The following is a 19459-nucleotide window of genomic DNA, read 5'->3' on the forward strand; positions in this document are numbered from 1 at the left end:
GGGATTCGGCCGCAGTGACGTGGAGAGTGTCATGTCCGTCAAGTCCTCCGTGACCAAGGCGAGTTCAGCAACCATCGCGAGTTCGGCAGGCGCCGCGAGTGTGGCCGGCACCGCGAGTTCCGTGGCTGAGGCCACTCGGGCCGCCGTGCAGGAGTTCATCGCCGCCCGGGTGGCCGGGGACACCGGTCGGCTCGTCGCGCTGTTCGCCGACGAGGTCGACTGGATGCTCGCAGAGAACCCCGGCGTCCCGTGGATCCGCCCACGGTCCACCGCCGCCGAATGCGCCGCCCAGTTCCAGGAGTTGATGGAATACACCGTGCCCGAGGATGCGCGCGCCTCCGTCGACACCTTCCTCGTCGACGGCACCGACGCCGTCCTGATGGGCCACCTGTCGGGGACCGTACGCGCGACGGGAAAGTCCTTCGAGGGCCCGTTCGCACTGCGCCTCACCGTCGAGGACGGCCGGATCACCCGGCACCACCTCTACGAGAACAGCCTGTCGATCGCCGAGGCCTGCGCCCCGTGAGGGCGAGGACGGCCCTCGACCACGATCCTCCGTTCCGGTGGTCGAGGGCTGTCCTGATGCTTGTACGGATCCACGGCGGCGGGTCGGTGCCCGGCCGGGCTCAGCGCTTGGCCACGAAGACGTGCGCGGCCGTTTGTGTGGAGAGTTCGGCGAGTTCGGTGGCCTCCCCGTCGCTGCCGACCGTCACGCCGCCGGGCGATGACGTCACGCTCACGACCGCGCCGGGCCGTACCCCGGCCTGCCGCAGGATGCGCATCAGTGGGGGGTCGGTCTGGATCAGCTCCCCGATGCGGCGGACGACCACGCTCGTGCTCGCGCCGTTCGCTCCGGGGGCCAGGTCGCTGAGGCTGACGATGGGCTCGTCGAGGAACGGATCCACGCCGCTCTCCACGCCGAGTTCCTCCAGGCCCGGGATCGGGTTGCCGTAGGGCGACTTGGTCGGGTTCCGGAGCAACTCCAGGGCGCGGCGTTCGACTGCCTCGCTCATCACGTGCTCCCAGCGGCAGGCCTCGGCGTGCACCTGCTCCCACTCCAGACCGATCACGTCGACGAGCAGACACTCGGCGAGCCGGTGCTTGCGCATCACGCGAGTGGCCAGTCGACGGCCCTTCTCCGTGAGCTCCAGGTGCCGGTCGCCGGCGACGTGCAGCAGACCGTCGCGCTCCATGCGGGCCGTGGTCTGACTGACGGTGGGCCCACTCTGGTCCAGGCGCTCGGCGATGCGGGCGCGCAGGGGGACCACGCCGTCCTCTTCGAGCTCCAGGATGGTGCGGAGATACATCTCCGTGGTGTCGATGAGTGCGGACATGCTGTTCGTCAGGCGGGAGTCTCGGCACTGGCGGTCAGGACCGCGCGGCCGAGTATGTGGCCCGCCATCGTGAACCCGAGAACGGCCGGCGTGGCGTCGGCCGCGACGCCGATGGACTCGACGGCGAGGGCATGCACCACGACGAAGTAGCGGTGCGGCCCGTGCCCGGCCGGCGGGGCGGCGCCGATGAAGCGGGCCGCGCGGGCGTCGTTGGGCAGTTGAAAGGCGCCCTCGGGCAGGCCCGAGCCGACGTCGTCGCCGGCGCCCTCGGGCAACTCGGTGACGGTGGCGGGGATGTCGGCGACCGCCCAGTGCCAGAACCCGGACCCGGTGGGGGCGTCGGGGTCGTACACGGTGACGGCGTAACTCTTGGTGCCTTCCGGAGCGCCGCTCCAGGACAACTGCGGAGAGACGTCCTTGCCGCCGGGGACACCGGACATGCCGGAGAGCTGCTCCGGCGACCAGGCGGCGCCGTCGGTGACGTTGGTGCTCGTAACGGTGAAGGAGGCCGCCTCGGGGAGGCGGGCGAAGGGGTCGTTGGCGCTCATGCGCGTTGTTCCTTTCGGTCCGTGCTGTGGGGTGGCGGAGGCTGTGGCGGTGATGCGGCCGACGGAGGGGCCGCTCAGCGCCGCGCAGAGGGATCCCTGCTGACTTCCACTGACGATGAAATCGACGATAACACAGATAATCGATTATCTACTGGATCGTCTACGATGGCGGCATGACCCAGACGGCCCACACCTCGACTTCGCCGGGCAAGCAGATGCTCTCCGAGCAGGTCTACGCACACCTGCGGGACGCGATCATGCGCGGGGAGTACGCACCCGGCCACGCCCTCAAACCGCAGGACCTCGCCAAGGAACAGGGCGTGAGCCTGGCGGTCGTGCGGGAGGCGCTCGTGCGGGTGGTCGGCGAGGGTCTCGCCGACCGGCTGCCCAACCGCGGCTTCGCCGTCCCGTCCTTCTCCGACAGCCGCTGGCAGGAGATCACGGAGGCCCGCCGGACCATCGAACCGGTCGTGCTGCGCATGTCCGTCGAGCGCGGCGACGTCGACTGGGAGGCCCGCGTTCGAGCCGCCCACCACCGTCTGGCCCGTACTCCGGCGTACGTTCCGGAGGAGGGCGAGTACTACAGCAGCGCATGGTCCGAAGCCCACCGGGTCTTCCACCGCACCTTGTTGGAGGGCTGCGGCAACCCCGTACTGCTGGAGACCGTCGACCGGATGTGGACCGCGAGTGAGCTGGCTCGCCGCTGGTCGGCACACCGCAACCCCGACCGGGACGGCCTCGACGAGCACCGCCGACTGGAGGAGGCGGCGCTGGCCCGCGACGCCGACACCGCGGCCGAGGTACTGGCCCAGCACCTCACCCAGACCGCGGCCGGACTGACCGCACCACCAGCGTGAGGACAGAGCCGCGCATCCATTTCTCGTGAGCATGCGCGGGCGTCAAGATCCCCGACCGCTGCCCGGAACCAGCGGACGAATGCTGCCGCTGGGTGCTGGGTGCTGGGTGCTGGGTGTCGGGTGCGGGCCGTGGACGAAGCCAGTCGGAGTTCTATCGTGGATGGCGTGACCTACCGCGAGTTCCGTGCGCCGACCGGGCTGCTGCCCGTGGTCGCTTGTCTGTGGCGCAACGACACCCTCGTGGACGGGACGGAGCGGGTGGTTCCGGACGGCTGCGTCGATCTGGTCTGGCTGGGCGACGGCCCGCCACTCGTTGTCGGCCCCGACACCGGCCCGGTGCTGTGGGAGCCGACTGGCATGCCGACCTGCGGCGTACGCCTGCGACAGGGTGCCGCGGGCAACGTGCTGGGGCTGCCGGCCTCGGAGGTCCGCGACCTCCAGGTCCCTCTCACCGAGGTGTGGTCGGAGGCCGAGGCCCTGAGCGAACAGGTGGCCACGGCCGGTGACACGGCCGAAAGCCTCCGCCTGCTTGCCGGAGCCGTTCTCCACCGCCGGGCCACGCCTGATCCGCTCGCCACCGCGGCGGCCCGTCGCCTGGCGGGTCGGGAGATCCGGGTGGCCGACCTCGCCGCCGAACTCGGAGTCAGCGAGAGGCAGCTCCATCGGCGGGTGACCGCCGCGGTCGGTTACGCCCCGAAGACGCTCGCCCGCGTCGCCCGGCTCCGCCGGCTCATCGGGGCGGACGAGGCCCCCGCGATGTCGCTGGCCGATCAGGCGCTCGCGGCCGGCTATGCGAGTCAGGCCCACATGACGGACGAGGTCCACCGGCTGACGGGAGTCACGCCCGTCCGATTCCTGGAAGACGTCCGGCTGACCGCCGCCTAGCGTCGACGGCATGACTACTCGAACGACCACTGGGACCAGCAGCGAATCCCGTATCGACTCGGCTCGACAGTTCATGGAAGGCACGGCCCGCGTGCTGGAGCGGCGCCAGCTCGAAGTGTTCCTCGACGACGCGCCGGTCGAGCCGGTGCTCGACGCGCTGCGGCCCTACCGGAATCCCGACGGCGGCTTCGGCCACGCGCTCGAACCCGATGTGCGCTGTCCGGGCAGTCAGCCCTCCGCGGCCCTCACCGCACTCGGGGTTCTGGCGGAGATCGGCGCCACGAAGGACCCGATGGTCACTGCGACCGCCGACTGGGTCGCTTCGGTCGCCCGGTCCGATGGCGGTGTCGCACAAGTACTGCCCTCGGCGCTCGGCCACCCGCGTACCCCCTGGATGGAGCCGAACGACGAGTCCAGCTTCCTGACCTTCGCGATCGCCGGCCGGCTGCACCAGCTCGGGGTCGAGCACCCGTGGCTCGACGCAGCTACGGCCTGGAGCTGGCGGGAGCTCGAATCGCGGAAGGAAGCCGGCGGCTACACCGTGGTGTTCGCCCTGCAGTTCCTCGACGCGGTGCCCGACCCGGACCGTGCCGCCGCCGCGATCGACCGGCTGCGGCCGTCGATCCGCCCCGACGGCACCGTCCCCGTCCCGGGCGGCATCGAGGGCGAACACATCAAGCCGCTCGAACTCTCACCACGGCCGGAAACCCCGAGCCGGGCACTCTTCACACCCGCCCAGATCGATGCCGATCTCGACCGGCTGGAGGGCGAGCAACTGGAGGACGGCGGCTGGGACTTCCACTTCCTGCACTGGATGCCGGCTCAGAGCACCGAGTGGCGCGGCATCGTCACCCTCGGCGCCCTGCACACCCTCCGCGAGCACGGCCGTCTCTGAGCGGCTCCGGTGGTGCCCGTCGGGTTCTGCTGTTGCCGCGCTTGCGAAGGGGTCCCGAGCGCAAGGAGAACGGTTGCCGACGCTGCGCGCGCGGACCGCTGACGGGCAGTACGCGCGACGCGGTTCGGATCATGGCCGTTGTTCTCTGGTGGGAGCCGGTTTTGCCGTGTAGCGTCACTGTCAGATGTCGTGGTTCGCAGTACCTGCCCGCGCTCCGGCGCGGGCGTTTTGCTGTGCAGTGCCGGACCAGGGCGATCACCTCCGGGGCCGCGCGGTGCGGGTCCGATATTGACTGGAAGGCATCAGCATGGCCAAGGGAACCGTCAAGTGGTTCAACGCCGAAAAGGGCTTCGGCTTCATTGCGCAGGACGGCGGGGGACCGGACGTCTTCGCGCACTACTCCAACATCAACTCCACCGGCTTCCGTGAGCTCCAGGAAGGCCAGGTCGTGACCTTCGACGTCACGCAGGGCCAGAAGGGCCCGCAGGCGGAGAACATCACGCCCGCCTGACCCACCGGTCGGACATCGTCGGCCCCCGGAACATGTGTTCCGGGGGCCGACGCATTCCTGAGATGGTCCCGTACGGGTCCGTAAGTCATCGTGGGGGAGAGGCGGTTCGGACGTGGCACCCAGGGCAGAGACGCGCGCGCAGTTGGCCGATGCGGCGCGGGCCGCGCTGGGCGGCGGGCGTCGGCTGGAGGCCGCTGAGCGGATCGCGGGCGGTAGCAAGAAGGGCGTATACCGCCTGGTGATGGATGACACGACGACCGCGATCGCCTACCTGTGGGACGACGCCGAGAACTACTGGCCCACGGCCGAGGGCGACGACGACCTCACCGACCCGTTCGCACCCGGCCTCGGGCTCGACCTGTTCCAGGCCGCGCACACGCGGCTCGACTCGCTCGGCGTTCGCGTCCCCGCCATCCGTCTGGTCGACCGCGACGGCGCCCATTGCCCGGCCGATCTCGTGATCGTCGAGGACATCCCGGGCGAGAACTTGGAGGATCTGCTCGCGCGCGAACCGAGCGCGGCGGCCCCGGTCATGGCCCGGCTCGGGGAGTCCCTTGAGGCGATGCGGCAGCATCGGGCGCCCACGTACGGCAAGGTGGCCGTGGTCGACGGGGGAGGCACGTCGCTCGGGACGTCGTGCGAGTCGGTCGTGCTGGACCGTGCGCTGCGGGATCTCGCAGAGGCGGCGTCGCGTGATCCGCGGATCGCGGGGGTGCGCGACCGGCTGGAGGAACGGCTGCGAGGGCTGGCGGCGGAGGTGCGGCCGCGCACGGAGTACGCCGTCGTGCACGGCGAACTGGGGCCCGACCACGTGCTGGTGGACGCGGTCGGGAACCCCGTGGCGATCGACATCGAGGGCTTGATGTACTTCGACGTCGAGTGGGAGAACGTCTTTCTACGGATCCGTCTGCACGACGCCTACCGGCCACTGGAGGTGGACGGACTGGACGAGAACCGGCTCGCGCTCTACACGCTGGCGCAGCGTCTGTCTCTGACGGCGGGGCCACTGAGGCTGCTCGACGGAGACTTCCCCGACCGGGCGTCCATGGCGGGCATCGCCGAGTACAACCTGAACCAGGCGCTGGAACTGATCCGCACCTGAACGCCCGCCGCGTCTCGCCTTGTTCCGTGTGCGTCAGTTCTGCCTTCTACCTTTGAGGGTGTTACCCGTCTGAGTGAGACCGAGGCCGCACGGCTGCGATGGGTAGGGGATGCGCCTCATGTCCTGGACGCGGAAGCGCCAGACCCGCGGTGTGCGGGGATCGTCCTGGGGAGGTTCCACGGTCCTGGAGCCGAGACGGACGGGTTGTAGCCCCAGGAGAAGCCGCCCGGAACTCTGCCGCGGGCATGAGCTCGATCGCGTTGACGCCAGGATCCGCCAGATACGGAAGGCGCTCGACGACAGCGGCGAACGTGCTCGGCCCGCCGCCCTGTTGGCCGTTGAAGGTGCCGATGTGCATCTCGTAGACGACGAGTTCATCCCAGCCCGGCGTGCGGTACGGGGGCGCCCCACCCGAAGTCCTGGGTGGTGAGTAGGAAGTTGCCGTTCGAACCGGTCATTGCGGAAGGGCTATCCGGCCGCCCTCGTGGGGCATCAGGACCCCGGCTGCCGACCAGGCCAGCCGTCGAACGAGCCGGTGACACAGACGGCACGGGCGTGGGGTGCCCAGACCCGGAAGGCCGCGCCGTCCTCGTACGGCATGCACCCCGTACCGGGGCGGTGCGACGGAGCGGGCACATGCGTATCGCTCATCATTGTCTCCGTCCGGAAGTTGATGTCCTATCAGGAACGGGAGAAGACACGTCGGAACAGACCCGTGACCTCGTCGGCCCAGCCGATGACCTTCAGGGTCGAGTCCAGGTTCCCCGGCGGCCGGTTGATCAAGGTGTCGTTGCGGATGAGGCGGTCGAAGTCGACGAGCACCGGGCTCTTGCGGGGTGTACGTCCGTCGGGCCGTAGGAACTGGACGCCTGCCAGCTCCATCACACTGATCAGTTCCTGGGCGAGGATGCCGTACCCGACCGTCGTGGGGTGGACACCGTCGAGCGAGAACAGGCCGCCGTCGGTACGCCGCTCGTTCTTGCCCGCGAGGAAGTGCGAGTTCGGCGGCGGCGTCAGCGCCTGCAGCGCCGGCGGCAACTCGTACGGCCGCCACCAGGGGGGACGTGCCTCGGGGTCCTCGGCGTACCGGCGAGACGCGAGCCGGTCCAACAATCCGCAGGTCTCCAGCAGATACCAGTCCTTGCCCGCCTGCCGGGCGCTGCGGACCTCCGCGGTGATTGCGTCGTTGTACTCGTCGATGACCTCGTCGATCTGACGCGCCTGGCCACTCGTGATGTGCGGGTCCTGGCGGGGGTCGAAGTCTTTGTCGCTGATCCAGGGGCGGGTGTAGTAGGAGAAGTACCGCGAACCCGGCGCTGCCTTGCCCCGCACTCCGCGCGCGATCGGCGCGATGGTGACGTGCGGGACTGTGCACCAGATGACATGCCGTGCCTTGATCCCGGAGACCTCGGCGGCCACCCGGCTCAGTTCGGCCTTGAAGTGCTGCGCCCGCCAGACAGTGAAGGCCCCTTTGCGGGACAGGTCGTCGTAACCGTCCTCGCTCCAGACCACACTGAGTTCGGTCACGGCCTGCAGGGCATTGTTCGCGCCGAGGAAGACGATCAACGTCTCGATCCCGTGCTCCGAGCCGGTGCCATCGGTCTCCTCGCCGAGCCGGGCCGCGGAGCCCAGTTGGGTCAGGGCCCCCGCCTCCGGGGGCTGAGTGGGCAGTGCCCGAAGGGCGGCGCGCTCGCCGGCGTTCTGGACGACCTGTTTGATCAGATCGTCCTTCGGCGCGTCGATCCGATTACGGCACTCGTTCGCCGACTTCGACAGCGCGTCGCGCAGATCCCACCCGAAGACCGCGAGGTTGTGCATGATGGCGGTCGTCGGGGGCACCGACAGGCCGGGCCCTCGCTCCCAGTGGTCCTCAACCCGGTCCATGAGGGTCCTGGCCCGGAACAGCGCGAGCGGCGTCTCCCACCAGTCCACGTCCCGCCCGTAGCGGGCATGCAGGTCACGCAGGAGCAGCTCGATATTCAATGGCAGTCCACCGAAACCTTCGTAGAGGGGGTACTTGAACTGTTCGAAGCACCCCATCTCGTAGGCGACGATGGCCGGATAGGACAGACCGGTGTTGAAGATCGCTCCGCTCTGGAATCCCTGCGTCAGTGAATCCCCTATCGCCACCAGCCGGTGCTTCGGCTCTCCCTGCCAGTCGCTGGTCACCCCTACCCCCACCTTGGGGTCGGTCTCGGGTACCCGCGGCCCCTGAGGACGTACGGAATCGGCCATGATTCCCCCTGGCCCATCGCGGCGCACCGACTGTGCCCTCGCGGGGCTTCTTCCTGCGTAGCGCGGCCCGGCTCGGAGGGGCACATCCCGGACGAGAGATACGCATAACTCAATGCCGCTCCACACGCCGGACATCCCGCCGTTCCCGGCGCCCTGCTCCGTGGTGGCTGGTTCAGGCACGTGCGTACGCTCGGCCTTCCGGGACAAGAAGATGGATTCGAGGGGCACGCAGCCGGGAGACCTCCGCGGCGTCCTGCGGATCCCGGCTGAGGGAGAGGGGAGCGACGATGCCTGCCGGAGACATCCGCGCACGACGAAGGCCTGCCACACCGTGAGGTACCGGCTGATCGACGCCGTAGGCCTCCAGCGCGGCTGTTCCACGGGACTCGCGCGTGAAGGGCGAGTACCGGGGCGGAACCGACCGGGACGTCCAGCAGATCAGCGTCGATCAGGCGCGTTCCTGCCTGGCAGCCGAAGAGGTCAGTAATTGCATCCGTGACAAATCGGTGCCGGGCGTGATCGGCCTGGCTGCCAGGCTCCATCGCGTCTCCTGACTCCGCCCGATCCGGCCTGCCGTGGCATCACGGCAGGCCGAGGCCTGCGTCCCGGGCCAGGGCCACGGCTTCCGCGCGGGTACGGGCGCGGAGTTTGGCCAGGACGTCGCTGACCCGGTTGCGTATCGTTTTTTCGGAGAGGGAGAGGTGGCGGGCGATGGAGGTGTTGTCCAGGCCGCGGGAGAGCAGGTCGAGGATCTGGCGCTCCCGGTCAGTGAGTTGGGGGAAGGGCAGCGCGTCCTGGGCCGCGTGCGGCGAGGCGAAATGGGCGAGTACCCGCTGGGCGATGCGGGGGCCGAAGACGGCTTCGCCGCGTGCGGCGCCCAGGAGGGCCCGGTGGACGTCCGCACCGTCGGCCTCCTTCAGCAGATAGCCGCAGGCCCCTGCGCGCAGGGCCGCGAAGACCGAGGCGTCGTCCTCGTCCATGGTGAGGACGATGACCGCGACCTCGGGATGGACGCTGGTGATCCGGGCGGTCGCCTCGAGACCGCCGACCCCGGGCATGCGCAGGTCCATGAGCACGATGTGCGGCAGCAGCCGTGCGGTGGCGGCGATGGCTTGGGCTCCGTCGGAGGCCTCCCCGATGACGGTGACGCCGGGCAGGTCGCTCAGTACGGTCGTCATCCCGGCCCGGAAGATCGGGTGATCGTCGACGACGAGGACGGTCACAGGCTGCGGCTGGCTCATCTCGCCCTCTCCTGTGTCGGCGTCCCCCACGGGGCGCTCGCGGGTCGGTCAGGCAGTGGCATGTGTCTCCTCTCGGGGGAGCGGCATCCTGGCCTGCACCGAGGTGCCGCCGCCCGGGGCCGGGGTAATCGCCAGCCGGCCACCGACCTCCGCCGCGCGTTCGCCCATGCTGCGCAGGCCCACGCCCGCACGGTGGCGGGGCGGGATGCCGCAGCCGTTGTCCTCGACGGTCAGTACGAGAACTCCGGCGGTGACGCTGGCGGTGAGGGTGAGACGGCCCGATGCGCTGTGCTTGAGGGCGTTGCCCACCGCTTCGGCCGCGATTGCGTACGCCGCCACCTCGACGGAGGCGGGGAGTTCGGAGCAGGCAGCGGTGACCGAGCAGCGGCAGGTGGGAACGTCGTAGCCGGCGAGCAGTTCACGTAGCGCGCCTGCGAGGCCGAGCTGGTCGAGCACGGCGGGGCGCAGGCCGTTCACGACGGTGCGCAGATCACCGACTGTCGTGCGCAGCCGGTCCCGTACCACCCTGATGGCGTCCGCGAGCCCGGGGTCGGTGGCCCTGCGGGCCAGGGAGTCCAGCTGGTGGGCGGTACCGGCCAGGGAGGGGCCGACGCCGTCGTGCAGGTCGGCGCGGAGCCGGCGGCGTTCCTCCTCCCGGACGGCGACGATGTGGGCCCGGCTGCGGGCCACGTCCTCGACGAGCCCCGCCGCGTACGCGAGGGTCGCAGCCCGCGCCGCGACCTCCTCGGCCGCGGCCCGCTGCTGTGCGGTCCAGGGCTCGGCCGCACGCCGCCGCCCCAGGTGAAGTTCGCCGACCCGGCGGCCGAGCGCCAGGCAGGGCACGGTCCGCCAGCCCGCGCCGGGGACGGGTGTGCCGGAGGTCGCCGTCACGGCCGGCCCGGTGAATGCCGCGTACGGCAGGCGCAGGGCGCGGCGGAGCTCGTCGACGAGGAGGTGCATGGCCTCGACCGGTTCCGAGGCGGGGGCGAGGTGGCGGCCGACACGGGCCATCACCGCGTACGGATCGTGGCGGTGTCCGAACAGCAGCCGGTCCACGGCTGATTGGACCGCCCCGCGCCCTGCTGCCGCGAGGAGTGCGGCCGCGGCGATCGCGGCCGTGCCGGCGGGTGAACCGGGCGCGAGGGTGCCCGCGCCCGCGACGACGGCCAGGTAGACGCCGAGGACCAGTCCGCTCAGCAGGGTGAAGACGATGGCCCGGCCGAGTACCACCTCGACGTCGTAGAGGCGGTGGCGCAGCATCGCCACGGCGATACCCGCCGGCGGACCGAGCAGCCCGGCCACCATCAGCAGGTCGGTCAGTAGCTGGGGGAGTTGCCCGGCGGTGAAGCCCACGACGGTGAGCGCGAGGGTCATCAGGAGACCGCCGAGCATCAGCCACTGCAGCTGGGAGCGCTCCACGCCGCGTGCCGCACGGGTGCGTAACACGATGAAGAAGCAGGCCGCGGCGGTGCCGGCGGCCATGCATGTGGCGGAAGACGCGTACATGACGGTGTGCAGCCACTCCGCGTCCCGTACACCCAGCGGGTTGGCCAGGGCGGGCACCGGGTCGGTGCCGCTCGGACGCAGCATCGCGGCGAGGGTGCCGGTCGTGGCGGCGGCGATGACGGTCCACGCGAGCACCCGGCGCGGGCGGGTGCCGAGCCGTCCGTACGGGAAGAACAGCGGCACCAGAGGGGTCGCGAAGTAGTAGCCCACGAACCCCCAGCAGCCCAGCCAGGCCCCGAACTGCCAGCCGGGCAGAGGGTGTTCAGCGACCAGCTGTGAATACGCGGCGTAGTAGGTGAGCAGGTGGTACGGGCCGATCAGCGCGGGCGCCATCATCAGCCAGACCAGCCGATTGCGCGGCTGGACGCGGGCCACCGCCGCGCCGAGCAGTGGCCACACCGTGCCCAGCACCAGATCGCTCCAGAACAGCTCGCTGAGCTCGATCTGCCGTGCCAGCACCGCGTGCGCCGGCACGGTGGCAACGCAGCTCGCGGCACCGACTCCCGCGACGGCGTACGCGGCACGGCGCAGCGCGCGGTCCCGTCGGTTTCCTCGGTCCCCCCGGCCCATGGGGACATGGTGGCGTACGGATATCCCGGGCGAAAGGGACTGGTGTCCCTGTTGCCCGGGACGCCGCCGCGTGGACAGTGCTGCTCAACCGTTCACAGCCAGGGGAGCTGAGGGTCATGGCAGCAGTGGATCCGGGAGCAATAGCCGACGCGGTCCGGTCCGGCGGCGGCAACGGGCGGGCCAGGTGGCCGCTCTACGGGGTCGCGGCAGGCCTGCTCGGTGTCGTTGCCACGTTCGTCGCCGATCCGCGGAACGGCGTCGTGGAGACGGAACGCGTCGACACGTCCATCCTGGACGAGGTCTCCCGCGGTACCGCCCACCTGGGCCTGGTGGCGGGGTTCATCACCGTCGCCCTCCTGCTCGTACTGGCAGCGGCCTGGCGGCGGCAGGTGGAACCGCGGGTGCCGGGCAGTACGGCGGCGCATGTGGTGAGCGGCGCGCTGACGGCTTCGGCGGCCGGGCTGACGTACGGATACGGCTGGAAGGGCGCGCTGGCCATCTATCTGCCGGCGGGGATGAATGAACAGTCCTTCGGCGACGACGGCCTGTTCGTGTACTTCATGCTCAATGACTTCGGGGGCCACATCGGCTGGCTGGGCGTGATCGTGGCGGCCGGGGCGATCGCCTGGATGGCTCTGCGCGAGCGGACGGTATCGCGCTGGATAGGCGTGCTGAGCCTGTTGCCGGTGCTGGCGGTGACGGTCTTCGCGGGGGCGACCGGACTCCCCGGCTTCCAGGGCGTGGCCGGGCCGGTGTGGCTGCTGATCGCGTTCGCCGGACTCGCGGCCGGACGCAGCACGATCGTCCGCTGAGCGCCCTGCTCCGGAAGGGTCGTGCAGCGGTTCGGACGCAAAGCCTTCCCGCGACTGATGATCCAGGACTCGCCGGACGACACGCCCCTCACAGAGGCTCTGCCCCGACGAGCGGGATCGCAAGGACCCACCCACCGGCCAACCGGTGAAGCACCGGCCGGCTACCACACGAAGGACACCACTATGCCCACCGCACGACTGCTGACTCTCACCTGCAACGCCACCGAGGACTGGATGGGGGACGACGAGGTGCTCGTCAAGGTCTTCGGCACGCGCTACGGCGAGGCCTACCGCCCCATGAACAACCATCAGACCTGGGACATCAACCTCGACGCCCCCTTCGGCACCGATTCGCGGATGCGTATCGAGGTCTGGGACAAGGACCTGGGCTGGTGGCTGGACCCCGACGACCTGCTGGGCGTGCACTACGTCAACGCCACCCAGGCCGGCACCGGGCAGAAGTCGGCGGAGTTCAACGCCGACGGGGCCAGCTACACCCTCGTCTACGAAGTGGTGGCCTGACCGACCACCCGACCAGCCAGAAAGGAGCACATAAGCATGGCCACTGCAACGGAGCACGACAACTGGCCCGTGGTGTCCCTCGAACTCGCCAAGCGCGTCCCGCTGAGCGCCGGCGCGGGAGACGGCCGCCTCCTTACTACCCCGACACCCCTCTTCGCCGTGGCGAACAGCATCGACATGGCGCCGGTCGGCGACGGTGCTACCGGCGTGACGGTGCGGACATTCTGGTGGGGTTTCCACCTGCAGATCGACCACGACACACTGCGGCAGATCCTCGACGCGGCGGACACGGTCAACGAACTGGTGGTCACCGTCGGCGGCACCATTCCCAGCCCCGTACAGCCGTGGATCCTGCTGATCGGCCTGTTCGTCGCTGGTACGCACGAGGCGCTGCGCGCACTCGACCGAGGTCAGGGCATCTACATCAGCATGAGCTGGTTCGCTCCGGGCGTCTTCGTGCCCACCTCAGTCTGAACAAGCAAGCCACCCCTGCGGGATGAGGCACTCAGCGCATTCCGCAGGGGTGGGCCAGCCACCCACGGAAGGCCTTCTGAAGCAGCTGACTTGACAGAGCAGCCTCAGGGGGTGCGGCGGCCTGTTTTCCGCGCGTCAGCGCACAGGACGCTACGGCTTTTCAACGACAACAAGGAGGAACGATGCCTGATCCGGGTAGCGAGCTGTCCTCGCTGAATTTCGAAAGTCTCATCGGGGGTCCGATGGTGGCCGCCGTACACGCACAGGTGCAGTCCGCTCTGGCGACGGTGAACTTCGTCAAGCAGGTGGGATTCCGCCAACCGCCGGCTGACGGCGGGACACCGGGCGACACGACGACCGGCGAACCCGCGACCGTGACCTTCAGCTACAAGAAGCAGGTGGCCAAGGCGGGCGGCAACGGAGTGGAGGAGAAGCCCGCCTCGCTGACCGTGCCGCTGCTGTCCATCCTGCCCATTCCGTATCTGCGGATCGACGAGGTGAACATCGACTTCCTCGCGAAGATCGACTCCGTGCAGTTCCGGCAGGTGGACGAGCAGATCAAGGTGGGCGTCGACGCCGACGCCGAGGCGTCCTGGGGATGGGGGTCGGCCCGTATCAAGGCGAGCTTCGCCTATCAGCGCGACACCAAAGAAGGAAGCAAGGACACCCGTTCGTATTCCATGGGGGTCAAGGCCCGCGCCGTTCAGGAGGAACTGCCCGGAGGCATGGCGAAAGTGCTCGGCATCCTGGAGTCGATGATCCAGGAGAAGATCACGGAATGACCCGCCTGTCGGAATTCGTCGGAGGGCTCGGAGTCGGTCTGGTCCGTGGAAGGGCCCACAGTGATCTTGCCTCCGTGGAAGTCGCCCGTAAGTACGCGGCCGAACCGCTCCTGCGTGAGGCGCGGGTGCCCCGTATGACACTGCCCGAGGTCACGATCGAGGTGAAGTGCGCGATCGTGGATGTCGGTGCCGACGACGTGGAGATCCGCGTGACCCCCAGGGAACTCATGGACGTTCCCGCCGCACATCTGTCGACGATCGTCCTGAAGTGGAACGGAGAGGACATCGATCCTGTCCCTCCGAATGAAGGGCCGAACTGAAGGGCGGTCGACTCGCACTCGCCGAAGCGCCCAGCACGCCGGAGCTGCCCCGCCCTGCCAGGTCAGAAGACTGATCACCGCCGCTTGCGGCTGGTGACAGTGTTCTTACCGGCACCCCGTCTACGACGGGGCGGAAGGCCATCCCAGGGCTGCTCCGACCCGAGCGGGTGCATGCGACTGCACCGTTTTCCTCAATCGGCGGGGCACTGTTGGTTCGCGATGTACTGCTTGACGGCGGCCAGCGGTGCCCCGCCGCGGGATTCGGCGAAGTAGGAGCCGGACCAGAGGCGGCCGCACCACAGGTAGCGGCGCACACGCGCGTCGTACTTCTGGCACAGGCGTCGGGAGGAGACGCCCTTGAGGTTGTTGACCAGCTTGGAGAGCTAAACCTTCGGCGGGTACTGCACGAGTGGGCGGACGCGGTCCCGTTCGCCGTTGAACTGCTTCAACCCAGCCTCGAAGTCCGTGCAGCCCTCGCGCAGGACCTCCTCCGTGCGGGTCGGCATGGCGTCGGTGAACGCTTTCCGCCGGTACTTGGTGACAAAGATCAAGTGGACATGCAGGTCTGTGCGGTCGTCTGTGGGTGATCGTGGCCTGGAGGCACGGCAGTTCGGGCACCGCGCCCGGCCGGCGCTGAATCCTGCCGAAGGAGAAGCGGACACTCGCGAACGCGGACGCCGCCATCCGCCAGGCCTGCCAGGACATCGATTTCCTCGCCGTCCTCCCCGCGCAGGCAGCGCAAGCGGTGTTGAAGACGTATTTCCAGGAGTGGCGGAACTGCTGGGACGGCCGTGCGCATGCCTCGAATTTCAAGGGCTGGTGACGCACCGCCATGACTGTGGACGTGCCGCAGGCCCAGGACTTGAACATCACCCGGGGCCACCGCCGGTGGGGGATGCCCAGCCTTGCCGAAGATCGGCCGTGTCCGCTCCCGCTGGACCACGGATCTCCGCGTCGGTAAGCACGCCGGCAGAGAGAACCGGATCACCGGCGCACGTCTGGTCAAAGACGTCGTCTGGCACATCGCCTTCCGCGTCCAGAGCCTCGAACCGCAGCCGGAATCACACTAAGGGCCGGAGGCCGGCATCGAGAAGGTCCCGGTCCCGAGAAGGAGAGAACCCCACCGACACCAAGGAGATTCAGATGCTCGAAGGTGTACTGATCGCCGAAAGCCTGCGGGCCGGGGCCCAGTTGACCGGGATCCCACTGCGGATCACCAAGCTGACACGGGTTGAGATGACCGACCCCGGACAGGACCAGCCACGGATCTGGACACTGCTGGACTTCGCCGCCGACGCGCTCGAAGCCGAGCGGCTCGCGGATCAGCTGGCGTCCTGTCTCTCGTCAACGGGAGGCTGGTACACCGACTTTCACACCTCTCGCGAAACCTTCGTGGTCTTCGCCGGCAAGGTCTTCCGCTACGCACGCGGTCAGGCCGAAGGCCGTCGTGAGGCCCAGGACTACGGTCGCTCCGTCGGCGTCCCTGAACAGCAACTCGACTGGCACGCCTGACCTCGGCAGTCCAGGCATCCACTCGCCTTGAGCACGGCGCCCCAGAACCTGGGTAGTTGCGTGATCGTCCGGACAAGTCCCGGCTGAGCCCTAGCTGGTGACCGTGACGGCGACGGCGGTCCCCACGGAGACCGCTGCCACGGTCCGCATCACAGCGGTGTTCACCGCTTCGGCGCCCCAACTGGCCTGCTCCAGTTCCTTCGCACGCGTATAGACCTTGCCCGACCACGGGATGGAGCGGTGCAGACTCGGCAGGGTTCCGCTTGCGGAGAGCAGGCCGATCACCGCCGCCGTACGGGCATCGGGCTCCTCTCCGTAGACCAGGACGGCGCGGACCTTCTCCATGAGGGCCTTCTTGTGCTGCGTGTCCGCGGCCGTCGTGGAAGTCGAACGGAACACGCCCAGCGTCTTCTTGCTCTCCCGGCGCAGCATGCCCCGCTCGACGAGTCGGTCGAGAACGGTCTCGTGCAATCCGGTGCCGGTCTCGATGAGGAGCGCCTGCACACCTCGCACTCGCTCGGCGACCTTGTCATGGGCGGTCTGGAGAACAGGGTCCGACAGCGCGTCGCCGGGGACGGCGTGGACCTTCAGACCGTTCAGCCCCTTGTCGTTCTCGTCGACCGTGATGTGTCCGTCGAGGCCGAGCTCGACGAGAACGGCGCCGCCGAGGGTGTAGTACAGCGTGCCGGCTCCCGCGATCGCTCCCGACTCGTCGTCCATCAGCAGCAGCACCAGATCTTCGACAATGAGGGTCTCGTTTTGCATGGTCATTCCAACCGTTCGCGTCGGGAGAGAGCTCCGGGACCGGGCCTCAGCCCAAGCTAGGCGCGAATGGGCAGGGAGAGCAGCGCGGCATGTCATCACTGTTCGTGACAGACGTCATGGGTGTCCCGTCACGGAACACTCGCGAGTGGAGTTCACCCAGGCGGCGAATGCCCGACGCGCCGCGGTGTGCCCGCCTCTCGCGTTACAGAGGCGGGCACACCGCGGCGCATGGGCTCGGGGTCGGTCAGACTCCCGTCGAGTCCTTCACGTACGGCGGCTCCGCCGCGGACTCCGGTGCGGCCATCGGCGCGGGGCCGCCTTCGCTGAGGCCGAACCGTCCGTGGAACTTTCGCAGGAAGCCGGGCGCGTACCAGGCCGAGCGGCCGAGCAGGCGCATCGCGGCGGGGACGAGGATGCCGCGTACGGCGACGGCGTCGATGAGGATGGCCAGTCCGCTGCCCAGGCCGAACAGCTGCATGAAGCTGAGCTTGGCGGTTCCGAAGGCGAAGAAGCTCACCGCGAGCAGACAGGCCGCCGCGGTGACGATGCGTCCCGTGTGCCCGAGGCCGTTGGTCACGGCGGACTCGTTGTCCTCGCCCAGGTCGTGGAGTTCCTTGATCCGGCTGGTGACGAACACCTCGTAGTCCATCGAGAGGCCGAAGGCGATGCAGAACATCAGCACGGTCATGGACACATCCATCGGCTGGGCCGTGAAGCCGAGCAGGGAGGAGAGGTTGCCGTCCTGGAAGATCCAGGTCATGACGCCGAGGGTCGCTCCCAGGCTGATCATGTTCAGGACCAGCGCACGCAGTGGCTGTACGACGCTGCCGGTGAACAGGAAGAGGAGGAGGAAGGTGGTCAGGGCGACCAGGGCCACGGCGAGCGGGAGCCGGCTGCCGACGGAGTCCTTGGAGTCGACCAGTACGGCGTCGACGCCGCCCACCAGGGACTGTGTACCGGCGGGCGGGGCGACCGCCCGTACCTCATCGACCAGGTTCTGGGCCGCGTCGGACTTCGGTGACAGGGTGCTCACCACGTTGATCTGCTGTGCGTCGGGGCGTCCGAGGGCGGCGTTGCCGGGGTCGGTCGCTGCGGACCCTCCGGCGGCGTAGGTTCCCGCGCTGGTCTCGACGCGGACGACCCCCTTGAGCCCGGACAGTTCTACCGCGTACGACTCCAATGGGGCCTTGCTCACTGCCTTGTCGATGACGACGTGGAGGGCCGCGCTGTCATTGCCGTTGAACTTCTCCTGCAGTACCGACGAGACCTGACGGCTCTCGGAGTCCTTGGGCAGCACACGTTCGTCCGGTGTGCCGAAGGTGATGCCGAGGAGCGGGCTCGCCGCCACCAGCAGGACCGCGAGCACGGGCAGCGCGGTCAGCGCGGGCCGTCGCATGACGGTGCCGGCCAGCCGTCCCCAGAAGGGTGCCCGGGTGTCGGAACGCCCACGGTTCGCCTTCGCCCACGGCAGCCGACCGCTGTTGACCTTGTGCCCAAGGACGACGAACAGGGCCGGCATGACGAACAGGGTGCTGACGGCCGCGATGGCGACGACACCGACCCCGGCGTAGCCGAACGAGCGCAGGAAGTACTGCGGGAACACCATGAGTGCCGCGAGCGCGGCCGCGACCGTCGCGGCGGAGAACGCGACCGTACGGCCCGCCGTACTCACCGTCCGCCGGACGGCGTCGTCCACGCTCGCCCCTGCCGCGAGCTGCTCCCTGAACCGGCTGACCATCAGCAGCGCGTAGTCGATGCCGAGGCCGAGGCCCAGAGCCGTGGTCAGGTTGATCGCGAAGATGGAGACGTCGGTGACGCTGCCGAGGATGAACAGCTCCGCGAACGTGCCCATGATGGCGATGATTCCGATCGCCAGCGGCAGCAGGGCGGCGACCATGCTGCCGAAGACGAGCAGGAGCAGCACAAGAGTGAGCGGCACGGCGATGCCCTCGGCCAGTACGAGGTCCTCGCCCGACTGAGTGCCCATCTCGCTGTTCACGGCGGCACCGCCGCCCGCCTGGACCGTGAACGCCTCCTTGTACGGTCCGGTGTAGGCGTCGATGACGCTCTTGGCGTTCTCGTCCCGTTCGGTGCCCTCACCCTTCACATGCGCGAGGACCATGGCCTCGCGGCCGTCCTTGGAACGGAGATCGGGGCTGGCCGTGTCCCAGAACGAGACCACGTTCTCAAGGTTCTTTTCCTTCTTGAGGTCGGCAGCCAGGGCCCGCCCACTCTGCTGGGCGGCCGTGGAGTCGACACGGCCTTCGGAGGCGCGGACCAGCAGGACCAGGTTCGTCTCCCCGCCGAACTTCTCGTCGATGACCTTCGCGGCCCGGGAGGACGGGGAGGCCGGGTCGTCGTAGCCACCTCCCAGCAACTTGCCGAACGCGCCGGCGCCCAGGACTCCCATGAGGGCCACCGCCACGACGGCGACGACGAGTACCAGCCGGGACCGGCGAATCGCCAGTTCGGCTATGCGTTCAAACACGCCCGATCTCCTTCATATCCATACGGTGAAAACGACGCGAAAAGGCCGGAGTTGACCAACGCGGGGGCCGGCGCGGTGCCCTGCGGAGTCTCTTCACCCC

The 19459-nt window shown here is 69.1% G+C and carries 21 protein-coding genes and 1 pseudogene; 13 read left to right on the forward strand and 9 right to left on the reverse strand.

Annotation, left to right across the window (positions count from 1 at the left end; all coding sequences use genetic code 11):
- Nucleotides 1–31: 31 nt before the first annotated feature.
- On the forward strand, nt 32–526 hold the full coding sequence (locus ACN20J_RS47255; RefSeq protein ID WP_419668506.1) for a nuclear transport factor 2 family protein: 495 nt from the start codon (nt 32–34) through the stop codon (nt 524–526).
- Between the two features lie 100 nt (nt 527–626).
- On the opposite strand, the gene ACN20J_RS47260 is transcribed toward ACN20J_RS47255, so the two are convergent.
- Both ACN20J_RS47260 and ACN20J_RS47265 read right to left on the reverse strand, forming a co-directional pair.
- Nucleotides 627–1334, reverse strand: a complete 708-nt coding sequence (locus ACN20J_RS47260; protein WP_419668507.1) for an iron dependent repressor, metal binding and dimerization domain protein — start codon at nt 1332–1334, stop codon at nt 627–629.
- Between the two features lie 8 nt (nt 1335–1342).
- Complete coding sequence (locus ACN20J_RS47265) at nt 1343–1882, reverse strand: YbhB/YbcL family Raf kinase inhibitor-like protein (protein WP_190231389.1); 540 nt, start codon at nt 1880–1882, stop codon at nt 1343–1345.
- A gap of 173 nt (nt 1883–2055) precedes the next feature.
- Here ACN20J_RS47265 and ACN20J_RS47270 point away from each other — a divergent pair, with 173 nt between their 5' ends.
- The 5 genes from ACN20J_RS47270 (at nt 2056) to ACN20J_RS47290 (ending at nt 6132) form a co-directional block, all read left to right on the forward strand.
- Nucleotides 2056–2739: a GntR family transcriptional regulator gene (locus ACN20J_RS47270; protein ID WP_419668508.1), complete on the forward strand. Its 684-nt coding sequence runs from the start codon at nt 2056–2058 to the stop codon at nt 2737–2739.
- 165 nt (nt 2740–2904) lie between these two features.
- The gene (locus tag ACN20J_RS47275) at nt 2905–3624 is read left to right on the forward strand and encodes a helix-turn-helix domain-containing protein (RefSeq protein WP_419668509.1); all 720 of its coding nucleotides are present in this window, start codon (nt 2905–2907) and stop codon (nt 3622–3624) included.
- Nucleotides 3625–3634: 10 nt separating this feature from the next.
- Nucleotides 3635–4519, forward strand: coding sequence for a hypothetical protein (locus tag ACN20J_RS47280; protein WP_419668510.1), 885 nt, complete (start codon nt 3635–3637; stop codon nt 4517–4519).
- A 307-nt stretch (nt 4520–4826) separates the two neighbouring features.
- Complete coding sequence (locus tag ACN20J_RS47285) at nt 4827–5030, forward strand: cold-shock protein (protein ID WP_055617413.1); 204 nt, start codon at nt 4827–4829, stop codon at nt 5028–5030.
- A gap of 112 nt (nt 5031–5142) precedes the next feature.
- On the forward strand, nt 5143–6132 hold the full coding sequence (locus ACN20J_RS47290; RefSeq protein WP_419668511.1) for a phosphotransferase family protein: 990 nt from the start codon (nt 5143–5145) through the stop codon (nt 6130–6132).
- Between the two features lie 492 nt (nt 6133–6624).
- Here the strand turns inward: ACN20J_RS47290 and ACN20J_RS47295 are convergent, their stop codons facing one another.
- Together ACN20J_RS47295 and ACN20J_RS47300 are read right to left on the reverse strand one after the other, a co-directional pair.
- The gene (locus ACN20J_RS47295) at nt 6625–6783 is read right to left on the reverse strand and encodes a hypothetical protein (protein WP_419668512.1); all 159 of its coding nucleotides are present in this window, start codon (nt 6781–6783) and stop codon (nt 6625–6627) included.
- Nucleotides 6784–6813: 30 nt separating this feature from the next.
- Nucleotides 6814–8301 carry a hypothetical protein gene (locus tag ACN20J_RS47300; protein WP_419668513.1) on the reverse strand — a complete coding sequence of 496 codons (1488 nt, stop codon included), beginning with the start codon at nt 8299–8301 and terminating at the stop codon, nt 6814–6816.
- A gap of 458 nt (nt 8302–8759) precedes the next feature.
- Between ACN20J_RS47300 and ACN20J_RS47305 the strand changes: the two genes are divergently transcribed.
- On the forward strand, nt 8760–8921 hold the full coding sequence (locus ACN20J_RS47305) for a hypothetical protein (RefSeq protein ID WP_419668514.1): 162 nt from the start codon (nt 8760–8762) through the stop codon (nt 8919–8921).
- 27 nt (nt 8922–8948) lie between these two features.
- Here ACN20J_RS47305 and ACN20J_RS47310 read toward each other — a convergent pair whose 3' ends face one another.
- Nucleotides 8949–9608, reverse strand: coding sequence for a response regulator (locus ACN20J_RS47310; RefSeq protein ID WP_190231397.1), 660 nt, complete (start codon nt 9606–9608; stop codon nt 8949–8951).
- Nucleotides 9609–9656: 48 nt separating this feature from the next.
- Nucleotides 9657–11684: a sensor histidine kinase gene (locus tag ACN20J_RS47315; protein WP_361894266.1), complete on the reverse strand. Its 2028-nt coding sequence runs from the start codon at nt 11682–11684 to the stop codon at nt 9657–9659.
- Between the two features lie 116 nt (nt 11685–11800).
- Here ACN20J_RS47315 and ACN20J_RS47320 point away from each other — a divergent pair, with 116 nt between their 5' ends.
- From ACN20J_RS47320 to ACN20J_RS47340, 5 genes are all read left to right on the forward strand, one after another.
- On the forward strand, nt 11801–12496 hold the full coding sequence (locus ACN20J_RS47320) for a hypothetical protein (protein ID WP_419668515.1): 696 nt from the start codon (nt 11801–11803) through the stop codon (nt 12494–12496).
- A 183-nt stretch (nt 12497–12679) separates the two neighbouring features.
- On the forward strand, nt 12680–13018 hold the full coding sequence (locus ACN20J_RS47325) for a hypothetical protein (protein ID WP_361911076.1): 339 nt from the start codon (nt 12680–12682) through the stop codon (nt 13016–13018).
- Nucleotides 13019–13054: 36 nt separating this feature from the next.
- Nucleotides 13055–13492: a hypothetical protein gene (locus ACN20J_RS47330; protein ID WP_361911079.1), complete on the forward strand. Its 438-nt coding sequence runs from the start codon at nt 13055–13057 to the stop codon at nt 13490–13492.
- Between the two features lie 182 nt (nt 13493–13674).
- Nucleotides 13675–14274, forward strand: a complete 600-nt coding sequence (locus ACN20J_RS47335) for a DUF2589 domain-containing protein (RefSeq protein WP_190231402.1) — start codon at nt 13675–13677, stop codon at nt 14272–14274.
- Entirely contained in the window at nt 14271–14594 is a 324-nt protein-coding gene (locus ACN20J_RS47340; RefSeq protein ID WP_361911082.1) for a hypothetical protein, read from the forward strand. The genes ACN20J_RS47335 and ACN20J_RS47340 overlap by 4 nt, the downstream gene beginning before the upstream one ends.
- 191 nt (nt 14595–14785) lie before the next feature.
- Here the strand turns inward: ACN20J_RS47340 and tnpA are convergent.
- Nucleotides 14786–15157, reverse strand: a pseudogene (gene tnpA / locus ACN20J_RS47345) (IS200/IS605 family transposase).
- A gap of 580 nt (nt 15158–15737) precedes the next feature.
- On the opposite strand from tnpA, the gene ACN20J_RS47350 reads away from it, so the two are divergent.
- Complete coding sequence (locus ACN20J_RS47350) at nt 15738–16106, forward strand: hypothetical protein (protein ID WP_361911085.1); 369 nt, start codon at nt 15738–15740, stop codon at nt 16104–16106.
- A 90-nt stretch (nt 16107–16196) separates the two neighbouring features.
- Here the strand turns inward: ACN20J_RS47350 and ACN20J_RS47355 are convergent, their stop codons facing one another.
- Together ACN20J_RS47355 and ACN20J_RS47360 are read right to left on the reverse strand one after the other, a co-directional pair.
- On the reverse strand, nt 16197–16871 hold the full coding sequence (locus ACN20J_RS47355) for a GOLPH3/VPS74 family protein (protein WP_419668516.1): 675 nt from the start codon (nt 16869–16871) through the stop codon (nt 16197–16199).
- A gap of 244 nt (nt 16872–17115) precedes the next feature.
- Nucleotides 17116–19359 carry an MMPL family transporter gene (locus ACN20J_RS47360; protein ID WP_419668517.1) on the reverse strand — a complete coding sequence of 748 codons (2244 nt, stop codon included), beginning with the start codon at nt 19357–19359 and terminating at the stop codon, nt 17116–17118.
- Between the last annotated feature and the right edge of the window lie 100 nt (nt 19360–19459).

This window comes from Streptomyces sp. 2-1 (assembly GCF_048564895.1).
Taxonomy (GTDB): Bacteria; Actinomycetota; Actinomycetes; order Streptomycetales; family Streptomycetaceae; genus Streptomyces; species Streptomyces phaeochromogenes.

Coding starts and splice junctions, on each gene's coding strand:
- ACN20J_RS47335 (WP_190231402.1), top strand. CDS start 13,675: ATGCCTGATCCGGGTAGCGAGCTGTCCTCGCTGAATTTCGAAAGTCTC.
- ACN20J_RS47310 (WP_190231397.1), bottom strand. CDS start 9,608: ATGAGCCAGCCGCAGCCTGTGACCGTCCTCGTCGTCGACGATCACCCG.
- ACN20J_RS47295 (WP_419668512.1), bottom strand. CDS start 6,783: ATGAGCGATACGCATGTGCCCGCTCCGTCGCACCGCCCCGGTACGGGG.
- ACN20J_RS47280 (WP_419668510.1), top strand. CDS start 3,635: ATGACTACTCGAACGACCACTGGGACCAGCAGCGAATCCCGTATCGAC.
- ACN20J_RS47330 (WP_361911079.1), top strand. CDS start 13,055: ATGGCCACTGCAACGGAGCACGACAACTGGCCCGTGGTGTCCCTCGAA.
- ACN20J_RS47340 (WP_361911082.1), top strand. CDS start 14,271: ATGACCCGCCTGTCGGAATTCGTCGGAGGGCTCGGAGTCGGTCTGGTC.
- ACN20J_RS47325 (WP_361911076.1), top strand. CDS start 12,680: ATGCCCACCGCACGACTGCTGACTCTCACCTGCAACGCCACCGAGGAC.
- ACN20J_RS47320 (WP_419668515.1), top strand. CDS start 11,801: ATGGCAGCAGTGGATCCGGGAGCAATAGCCGACGCGGTCCGGTCCGGC.
- ACN20J_RS47270 (WP_419668508.1), top strand. CDS start 2,056: ATGACCCAGACGGCCCACACCTCGACTTCGCCGGGCAAGCAGATGCTC.
- ACN20J_RS47260 (WP_419668507.1), bottom strand. CDS start 1,334: ATGTCCGCACTCATCGACACCACGGAGATGTATCTCCGCACCATCCTG.
- ACN20J_RS47315 (WP_361894266.1), bottom strand. CDS start 11,684: ATGGGCCGGGGGGACCGAGGAAACCGACGGGACCGCGCGCTGCGCCGT.
- ACN20J_RS47265 (WP_190231389.1), bottom strand. CDS start 1,882: ATGAGCGCCAACGACCCCTTCGCCCGCCTCCCCGAGGCGGCCTCCTTC.
- ACN20J_RS47285 (WP_055617413.1), top strand. CDS start 4,827: ATGGCCAAGGGAACCGTCAAGTGGTTCAACGCCGAAAAGGGCTTCGGC.
- ACN20J_RS47355 (WP_419668516.1), bottom strand. CDS start 16,871: ATGCAAAACGAGACCCTCATTGTCGAAGATCTGGTGCTGCTGCTGATG.
- ACN20J_RS47255 (WP_419668506.1), top strand. CDS start 32: ATGTCCGTCAAGTCCTCCGTGACCAAGGCGAGTTCAGCAACCATCGCG.
- ACN20J_RS47350 (WP_361911085.1), top strand. CDS start 15,738: ATGCTCGAAGGTGTACTGATCGCCGAAAGCCTGCGGGCCGGGGCCCAG.